Origin of the sequence: Pseudomonas sp. Irchel s3f10 (genome assembly GCF_900187515.1) — a bacterium.
Lineage (GTDB): Bacteria > Pseudomonadota > Gammaproteobacteria > Pseudomonadales > Pseudomonadaceae > Aquipseudomonas > Aquipseudomonas tensinigenes.
Genome location: NZ_FYDZ01000021.1, coordinates 73,291 through 82,055, shown reverse-complemented (window position 1 = coordinate 82,055; position 8,765 = coordinate 73,291). Strand labels below are relative to the sequence as shown.

The 8,765-nt window shown below is 57.7% G+C and carries 7 protein-coding genes; 5 read left to right on the top strand and 2 right to left on the bottom strand.

All coding sequences use genetic code 11. The features are described 5' to 3' along the window. Positions 1-214: 214 nt before the first annotated feature. Positions 215-1,465 carry a ribonucleotide-diphosphate reductase subunit beta gene (locus CKW17_RS27870; protein WP_008084848.1) on the bottom strand — a complete coding sequence of 417 codons (1,251 nt, stop codon included), beginning with the start codon at positions 1,463-1,465 and terminating at the stop codon, positions 215-217. A gap of 542 nt (positions 1,466-2,007) precedes the next feature. Next, positions 2,008-2,268 carry a DUF2790 domain-containing protein gene (locus CKW17_RS27865; RefSeq protein ID WP_008084846.1) on the bottom strand — a complete coding sequence of 87 codons (261 nt, stop codon included), beginning with the start codon at positions 2,266-2,268 and terminating at the stop codon, positions 2,008-2,010. A gap of 451 nt (positions 2,269-2,719) precedes the next feature. Between CKW17_RS27865 and acs the strand changes: the two genes are divergently transcribed. From acs to CKW17_RS27840, 5 genes are all read left to right on the top strand, one after another. Beyond that, on the top strand, positions 2,720-4,675 hold the full coding sequence (acs, locus tag CKW17_RS27860) for an acetate--CoA ligase (RefSeq protein WP_007912698.1): 1,956 nt from the start codon (positions 2,720-2,722) through the stop codon (positions 4,673-4,675). Positions 4,676-5,401: 726 nt separating this feature from the next. After that, on the top strand, positions 5,402-6,175 hold the full coding sequence (locus CKW17_RS27855; protein WP_095123092.1) for an ABC transporter substrate-binding protein: 774 nt from the start codon (positions 5,402-5,404) through the stop codon (positions 6,173-6,175). A 91-nt stretch (positions 6,176-6,266) separates the two neighbouring features. Further along, entirely contained in the window at positions 6,267-6,956 is a 690-nt protein-coding gene (locus CKW17_RS27850) for an ABC transporter permease (protein ID WP_007912702.1), read from the top strand. Beyond that, on the top strand, positions 6,953-7,651 hold the full coding sequence (locus CKW17_RS27845; protein ID WP_007912703.1) for an ABC transporter permease: 699 nt from the start codon (positions 6,953-6,955) through the stop codon (positions 7,649-7,651). The genes CKW17_RS27850 and CKW17_RS27845 overlap by 4 nt, the downstream gene beginning before the upstream one ends. A 1-nt stretch (position 7,652) precedes the next feature. Further along, positions 7,653-8,765, top strand: coding sequence for a M14 family metallopeptidase (locus tag CKW17_RS27840; protein ID WP_095123091.1), 1,113 nt, complete (start codon positions 7,653-7,655; stop codon positions 8,763-8,765).

Sequence of the window (8,765 nt, the reverse complement as noted above, 5' to 3'; positions counted from 1 at the left end):
TTCAGCGCCGCACTACGTTCTGCCGCATCGACGTGAGGAGCGCGTTTATCCTCGGGCGATTCGGCTGAAATCGCCGAAGTATCCGATCAAAAATAAAAATGCCAGTCAGCTTAACTGACTGGCATTAGCCATTTGGCAGCCCTTTTTTGGTGCGTCCGTTTCACGATCAATGACAGCGTTTCACGGATTAATTATTTTGAGCGGTACTAAACGATCAGTCCCAGCTAAGAGCACCACCAGTCTGATACTCAATAACTCTCGTCTCAAAGAAATTCTTCTCTTTCTTCAAGTCCATAATCTCGCTCATCCAAGGGAACGGGTTAGTCGTCCCTGGATATTCCTCTTTCAAACCAATCTGCGACAAACGACGGTTAGCGATGAACTTCAGGTAGTCCTCCATCATCGCCGCGTTCATGCCCAGTACGCCGCGAGGCATAGTGTCACGTGCGTATTCGATCTCCAGCTGCGTACCCTGCAGAATCATCTGGGTCGCTTCTTCCTTCATCTCAGCATCCCACAAATGCGGGTTTTCGATTTTGATCTGGTTGATCACGTCGATGCCGAAGTTCAGGTGCATGGATTCGTCGCGCAGGATGTATTGGAACTGCTCGGCGACGCCGGTCATTTTGTTGCGGCGGCCCATGGAGAGGATTTGGGTGAAGCCGCAGTAGAAGAAGATGCCTTCCAGAACGCAGTAGTAGGCGATCAGGTTGCGCAGCAGTTCTTTGTCGGTGTCCGGGGTGCCGGTTTCGAACTTCGGATCGGAGATCGAACGGGTGTACTTCAGGCCCCAGGCTGCTTTTTTCGCGACCGATGGGATCTCGTGGTACATGTTGAAGATCTCGCCTTCATCCATGGCCAGCGATTCGATGCAGTACTGGTAAGCGTGGGTGTGGATCGCTTCTTCGAAAGCCTGGCGCAGGATGTACTGGCGGCATTCCGGGTTGGTAATCAGGCGATACACGGCCAGGACCAGGTTGTTGGCAACCAGGGAGTCGGCGGTGGAGAAGAAGCCGAGGTTGCGCATGACGATGCGGCGCTCGTCGTCGGTCAGGCCTTCCGGGTCTTTCCAGAGGGCGATGTCGGCGGTCATGTTGACTTCTTGCGGCATCCAGTGGTTTGCGCAACCGTCCAGATATTTCTGCCAGGCCCAGTCGTACTTGAATGGCACGAGTTGGTTGAGGTCGGCGCGGCAGTTGATCATGCGCTTTTCGTCAACGGCGACACGGGCGGAGGCGCCTTCGAGTTCGGCGAGGCCTTCGGCGACGTCGAGGGAGTTCAGTGCAGCCTTGGCGCGGGCGACAGCGGCCGAGTCGTCGGCGGTCACGGCGCGAGCTTCGATCGCGGCGGCACCGCCAGCGTTGTCGAGGCGGTCCATGTTGGCTTCAGTAGCGTGGCCGGCGTTGGCGCCTTTCACGGTTGCTACTTCACTGTCTTCTTTGTCGAATTCGTCCCAGCTCAGCATGACGTGTCGTCTCCTGCGTGAGGGCCTGTGCCCGTGTGAAACCTGATTGGTTGGTTTTTCACACGGTCGTACAGACCGCGTTGGATGTCGTTTTTTGCAGCGATGCACGCAGGCAAATAAACAGAAATTTTGACGGGTTCCGAGAGCCTCTGATGGGCGCAATCAGCGTTGAACGCTGCTGCGGGGCTTCAGAATGGCTTTTGCTCCCTGTAAGGGAATATTGCTGACCCGTATGGGGCGGCATTATAGGGAAAAAAACACGGCTGTGCTGAGGCGAATCCGCGCATGGAGCGGTCGAGGAGGGTGGTTTTTCGACGAGAGTGAGGGTTTACAGGGCTTTGCCGGGGATAGATTTTTTTTCGTAAAAATCTCGCCATTGTGAATTTGCTCAAAAAACGAACAAAAAAACCGGTTTTTCACTACATCTAGTGTTTTGCAAGCATTTCTGACGGTTTAAAACACAACTGAGCCCGACCGAAGTCGGGCTGGAATCGACCCTCAATGAAGCGCTGAGAGATCCAATTCGGTGCAGTCTCGAATCATCAATTGGTGCAGCCGTTGCCCATGACGCTGTAACGCAGGATGTGGCGCTGACCTTTGGAGTCGTCGTACTCCATTTTTGCCGGTACTACTTCGCAGACGTTCGGAATTTCACTCATCGATACAACGTTGGCGATGTCCAGATGGGTGGAGTAAGTGTATTCCTCGATCACCGGTTGTTGCTGTGCGACATCAGTCGGGACTTCATCTGCCATGGCGGTTGCGCACAGACTGCTGAGGGCCAGAACCAATAAAGCTTTCATTTCAGATTTACCTTTTTGAGGTCGAGTGGGGTCACGCAACCTTTATGGGGTTGCGTGTGTAACTTCATCGTTTGCAGTTATTACTTGGAGAGCTGGATTAACGGCCTTCGTGGGGGCTGTATCGTTGTTAATCGCGTTTGCCTTGTTGGCGAGGTGGATTTTAGGGAGATGGGGCGGGGGTAAACAGAGCGGGTTTTGATAAACACCTTTGGCAGATTTGGTAACAATCCCCCAGAAACCACCTCAATCCCCTGTAGGAGCTGCCGAAGGCTGCGATCTTTTGATCTTGCACCTAAAGATCAAAGTCAAAAGATCGCAGCCTTCGGCAGCTCCTACACGGGCCCTCGTGGGTGGGCGAGGGCTTGTTACTACCATCGTCGAATGGTTCTATGGCCCCCGCCCCGTTACAACAGGGTCATACAAAAACAACTATTACACCGAGGTAGGAAAGATGAGTGCGGCTTCTCTGTATCCCGTTCGTCCCGAGGTTCTGGCTAACACGCTGACTGACGAGGCGACCTACAAAGCCATGTACCAGCAGTCGGTCGTCAACCCTGACGGCTTCTGGCGCGAGCAAGCCAAGCGTCTCGACTGGATCAAGCCTTTCACCACCGTGAAACAGACGTCGTTCGACGATCACCATGTCGACATCAAGTGGTTTGCCGACGGCACCCTGAACGTTTCCTACAACTGCCTCGACCGTCATCTGGCCGAGCGCGGCGATCAAGTCGCGATCATCTGGGAAGGCGACGATCCTTCCGAGAGCCGCAACATCACCTACCGCGAACTGCACGAGCAAGTGTGCAAACTGGCCAACGCCCTGCGCGGTCAGGACGTGCACCGCGGCGACGTGGTGACCATTTATATGCCGATGATTCCCGAAGCCGTGGTCGCCATGCTGGCCTGCACCCGGATCGGCGCGATTCACTCGGTGGTGTTCGGCGGTTTCTCGCCGGAAGCCCTGGCCGGTCGCATCATCGACTGCAAATCGAAAGTGGTGATCACCGCTGACGAAGGCATTCGCGCCGGCAAGAAGATTTCCCTCAAGGCCAACGTCGACGACGCGCTGACCAACCCGGAAACCAGCAGCATCCAGAAAGTCATCGTCTGCAAGCGCACCGGTGGCGACATCAAGTGGAACCAGCATCGCGACATCTGGTACGAAGACCTGATGAAAGTGGCGGGCACTGTCTGCGCGCCGAAAGAGATGGGCGCGGAAGAAGCGCTGTTCATCCTTTATACCTCCGGTTCGACCGGCAAGCCGAAGGGCGTGCAACACACCACCGGCGGTTATCTGCTGTATGCGGCGATGACCCACGAGCGCGTGTTTGACTACCGTCCGGGCGAAGTCTACTGGTGCACCGCCGACGTCGGCTGGGTCACCGGCCACAGCTATATTGTCTACGGCCCGCTGGCCAATGGCGCGACCACGCTGCTGTTCGAAGGCGTGCCGAACTATCCGGACATCACCCGGGTGGCGAAGATCGTCGACAAGCACAAGGTCAACATCCTCTACACCGCACCGACCGCGATTCGCGCGATGATGGCCTCGGGTCAGGCCGCGGTTGAAGGCGCCGATGGCAGCAGCTTGCGTCTGCTCGGTTCGGTCGGTGAGCCGATCAACCCGGAAGCCTGGGACTGGTACTACAAGAATGTCGGCAAGTCGCGTTGCCCGATCGTCGATACCTGGTGGCAGACCGAAACCGGCGGCAACATGATGAGCCCGTTGCCGGGTGCGCACGCGCTGAAGCCGGGTTCGGCGGCACGTCCGTTCTTTGGTGTGGTGCCGGCGCTGGTCGACAACCTCGGTAACATCATCGAGGGCGAGGCTGAAGGCAATCTGGTGATTCTCGATTCGTGGCCAGGTCAGGCGCGCACGCTGTATGGCGATCACGATCGTTTCGTTGATACCTACTTCAAGACGTTCCGTGGCATGTATTTCACCGGTGACGGCGCGCGCCGTGATGCCGATGGTTACTACTGGATCACCGGGCGTGTCGATGACGTGCTCAACGTGTCCGGCCACCGTATGGGCACGGCCGAGATCGAGAGTGCGATGGTTGCGCATCCGAAAGTTGCTGAGGCAGCGGTGGTTGGGGTTCCGCATGACATCAAGGGGCAGGGCATTTATGTCTATGTCACCTTGAAGAATGGCGAGGAGCCGACCGAGCAACTACGTCTGGAGCTGAAGAACTGGGTGCGCAAGGAGATCGGGCCGATTGCTTCACCGGACGTGATTCAGTGGGCACCGGGGCTGCCGAAGACCCGTTCGGGCAAGATCATGCGCCGGATTCTGCGCAAGATTGCCACGGCGGAATATGACGGGTTGGGGGATATCTCGACCCTGGCGGATCCGGGTGTGGTGCAGCATTTGATTGATACGCATAAGACCATGAATGTTGCTTAAGTAGCAGGTCTGAAAAGAAGAAAGCCCTGTCCGGTGTATGCCGGGCGGGGCTTTTTTGTGTCTGGAGGTTTTGTGGTGACTGGGCTGGCCTCTTCGCGAGCAGGCTCGCTCCCACAGGGATCGCATTCCACCTGAAGAAACGCGATCAACTGTAGGAGTGAGCCTGCTCGCGATAGCAATCTGTCAGACGCCATCGCAGTCCATTGTCAGACCACCAACGCACCCAACCAATAATTATCGATCTCCCCTGTAAGACATTTCCCGCTGTTACCCGCCGCCTTTCACGTAACCGGATGTGTAACCGCCCGCCCCGGAGCGGGGCGAAGGGAAACGCATTGCCCCGTTTTAGAGCCTCTAAACCCCCGGTGAAAAATAAGACACCACGCTGCGCTTGCCGGATTAGAAGGGTTTGCGAATAATAGGCCCGCAATTTGCAACATGGATCGGTTCACTGTCTTTCGCTCCTGCATGAAATTGCAGGGCTGTCAATGTGCCAAAGTCGCTTTCTCTGTGCATCTGTAATTAGTTGTCGCATTGAAGAAATATCGGCTTCGGGCCTGTCGTTAGAATGCCGATCACTCGCTCATCGTGGCCGAGGTTGAAATCTCTGACGGTTTCAATCGGAAATTTCCCACCGATGCAGCAACCGATTTCCCGATTCACCCATTCGCATATTGGGCTGTCGCTCACTCTGCCGTTTTTGCCCTTTACCGATGGAGTCCCAAGATGAAGAAACTTGTGCTGCTTGGCGCCCTGGCACTGTCCGTGCTGTCGATGAACGCCTTCGCTGACGAAAAACCTCTGAAGATCGGTATCGAAGCGGCTTACCCTCCGTTCGCCTCGAAAGCACCGGATGGCAGCATCGTCGGTTTCGACTACGACATCGGCAACGCTCTGTGCGAGCAGATGCAGGTCAAGTGTGTGTGGGTCGAGCAAGAGTTCGACGGTCTGATCCCGGCGCTGAAAGTGCGCAAGATCGACGCGATCCTGTCGTCCATGTCGATCACTGAAGATCGCAAGAAGTCGGTCGACTTCACCAACAAGTACTACAACACCCCGGCACGTCTGGTGATGAAGGCCGGTACTCAGGTCAGCGAAGGTCTGGCTGAGCTGAAGGGCAAGAACATCGGCGTACAACGTGGCTCGATCCACGAGCGTTTCGCCCGCGAAGTCCTCGCGCCGCTGGGTGCCGAGATCAAGCCGTACGGCTCGCAGAACGAAATCTACCTCGACGTGGCCGCCGGTCGCCTCGACGGCACCGTGGCTGACGCCACCCTGCTGCAAGATGGCTTCCTCAACACCGATTCCGGCAAAGGCTTCGCTTTCGTCGGTCCACAGTTCACCGACGTCAAATACTTCGGCGACGGCGTAGGCATCGCAGTGCGCAAGGGCGACGCCCTGAAAGACAAGATCAACGCTGCCATCGCGGCCATCCGCGAAAACGGCAAGTACAAGGCAATCCAGGACAAGTACTTCGCCTTCGATATTTACGGCAAGTAATACGTCTCTGCGACAAGTCCGAAATGGCGCAAGCAACAGGATCTCTGCGGTTTGCGCCATTTTTTCATCCCAACTTTCGAGGACCTGAATCATGTTGAAAGGCTACGGGGCTGTCATCCTCGATGGCGCATGGCTGACGCTTCAGCTCGCCTTGTCGTCCATGGCTCTGGCCATCGTTCTCGGGCTGATCGGTGTCGCGTTGCGCCTGTCGCCGGTGCGCTGGCTGGCCTGGCTGGGCGATCTGTATTCCACGGTGATCCGCGGGATTCCCGATCTGGTGCTGATCCTGCTGATCTTCTACGGCGGTCAGGACTTGCTCAACCGCGTCGCACCGATGCTCGGCTATGACGACTACATCGATCTGAATCCGCTGGCCGCCGGTATCGGCACCCTCGGTTTCATCTTCGGTGCGTACTTGTCGGAAACTTTCCGTGGCGCGTTCATGGCCATTCCAAAAGGTCAGGCCGAAGCCGGCATGGCGTACGGCATGAGCAGTTTTCAGGTGTTCTTCCGGGTGATGGTGCCGCAGATGATTCGCCTGGCGATTCCGGGCTTCACCAACAACTGGCTGGTACTCACCAAGGCGACCGCGCTGATTTCCGTGGTCGGTCTGCAAGACATGATGTTCAAGGCCAAGCAGGCGGCGGATGCCACTCGTGAGCCTTTCACCTTCTTCCTCGCAGTGGCGGCGATGTACCTGGTGATCACCAGTGTTTCGTTGCTGATCCTGCGTCAACTTGAGAAGCGCTACTCGGTAGGCGTAAGGGCGGCTGATCTATGATCTTCGACTACAACGTCATTTGGGAGGCCATGCCGCTGTACCTCGGCGGCCTGCTGACCACCCTCAAACTGCTCGCGCTGTCGCTGTTTTTCGGTCTGCTCGCGGCCCTGCCGCTGGGGCTGATGCGCGTCTCGAAGAACCCGGTCGTCAACGGCGCCGCGTGGCTTTACACCTACGTGATCCGTGGCACGCCGATGCTGGTGCAACTGTTCCTGATCTACTACGGTCTGGCGCAGTTTGAAGCGGTCCGCGAAAGCTTCCTGTGGCCGTGGCTGTCCAGCGCAACGTTCTGCGCGTGCCTGGCCTTCGCCGTCAACACCAGCGCCTACACCGCTGAGATCATTGCCGGCAGCCTCAAGGCCACGCCGAACGGTGAGATCGAAGCGGCGAAAGCCATGGGCATGTCGCGCTTCAAACTGTACAAACGCATCCTGCTTCCATCGGCCCTGCGCCGGGCGCTGCCGCAGTACAGCAACGAAGTGATCATGATGCTGCAGACCACCAGTCTGGCCTCCATCGTCACCTTGATCGATATCACCGGTGCGGCGCGCACGGTCAACGCGCAGTTCTATCTGCCGTTCGAGGCGTACATCACCGCCGGCGTGTTCTACCTGTGCCTGACGTTCATTCTGGTCAAGCTGTTCAAACTGGCTGAGCGTCGCTGGTTGAGCTACCTGGCCCCGCGGAAGCACTGATATGCAACGCATTGACCACGTATTGCCGTGGAGCCATCTGGGCAGCGAGCGCAAGATTTCCGTGTTCCGCTTCGGGCATGGCGAGCGCAAGGCCTACATTCAGGCCAGCCTGCACGCTGACGAATTGCCGGGCATGCGCACCGCCTGGGAGCTGAAAAAGCGCCTCGGCGAACTCGAAGCCAAAGGCTTGCTCAACGGTGTCATCGAGCTGGTGCCGGTCGCCAACCCGTTGGGTCTTGGGCAGTTGCTGCAAGGCAATCACCAGGGCCGTTTCGAGGCCGGTAGCGGCAAGAACTTCAACCGTGATTTCGTTGAGTTGAGCGCGCCGGTTGCGGCGGCTTTGACCGACCGTCTCGGAGATGATCCGCACGCCAATGTGCGCCTGATTCGTCAAGCCATGGCTGATCATCTGGCCGCATTGCCGGAAGCGAGCAGCCAGTTGCAAGGCATGCAGCGCGTGTTGCTCAGCCATGCCTGCACGGCCGATGTGGTGCTCGATCTGCATTGCGATGCCGAGGCCGCGCTGCACATGTACGCGTTGCCGCAGCACTGGCCGCAGTGGCGTTCGCTGGCTGCGCACCTGCATGTGAAGGTCGGATTGCTCGCGGAAGATTCCGGCGGCAGTTCGTTCGATGAAGCCTGCTCGCTGCCGTGGCTGCGTCTGTCGCGGCAGTTCCCCGATGCGCAGATTCCGCTGGCGTGTCTGGCGACGACCATTGAGCTGGGCGGTCAGGCCGACACTGGTCGCGCCGAAGCCGAGGCGTATGCTGAAGGCATTCTCGCCTTCCTCGCCGAGCAAGGTTTGATCACCGGCGAGTGGCCAAACCCTGCACACGAAGCCTGTGAAGGCATGCCGTTCGAAGGCACCGAGTTGCTGTTCGCGCCGCATCCGGGCGTGGTGAGTTTTCTGCGCAAGCCCGGCGAATGGGTCGAGGCGGGCGACGAGATTTTTGAAGTGATTGATCCTCTGTCCGATTGGCTCAGCACGGTGTGTGCTGGTACCTCCGGGGTGCTGTTTGCCATTGAACGGCTGCGTTATGCCCAACCCGGTTTCTGGCTGGCCAAGGTGGCGGGGCGCGAAGCGCTGCGTCACGGGCGCTTGCTCAACGACTGA

Excerpts from the sequence above, each read along its gene's own strand:
- CKW17_RS27870 (WP_008084848.1), bottom strand. The coding sequence starts at position 1,465 with ATGCTGAGCTGGGACGAATTCGACAAAGAAGACAGTGAAGTAGCAACC.
- CKW17_RS27865 (WP_008084846.1), bottom strand. The coding sequence starts at position 2,268 with ATGAAAGCTTTATTGGTTCTGGCCCTCAGCAGTCTGTGCGCAACCGCC.
- acs (WP_007912698.1), top strand. The coding sequence starts at position 2,720 with ATGAGTGCGGCTTCTCTGTATCCCGTTCGTCCCGAGGTTCTGGCTAAC.
- CKW17_RS27855 (WP_095123092.1), top strand. The coding sequence starts at position 5,402 with ATGAAGAAACTTGTGCTGCTTGGCGCCCTGGCACTGTCCGTGCTGTCG.
- CKW17_RS27850 (WP_007912702.1), top strand. The coding sequence starts at position 6,267 with ATGTTGAAAGGCTACGGGGCTGTCATCCTCGATGGCGCATGGCTGACG.
- CKW17_RS27845 (WP_007912703.1), top strand. The coding sequence starts at position 6,953 with ATGATCTTCGACTACAACGTCATTTGGGAGGCCATGCCGCTGTACCTC.
- CKW17_RS27840 (WP_095123091.1), top strand. The coding sequence starts at position 7,653 with ATGCAACGCATTGACCACGTATTGCCGTGGAGCCATCTGGGCAGCGAG.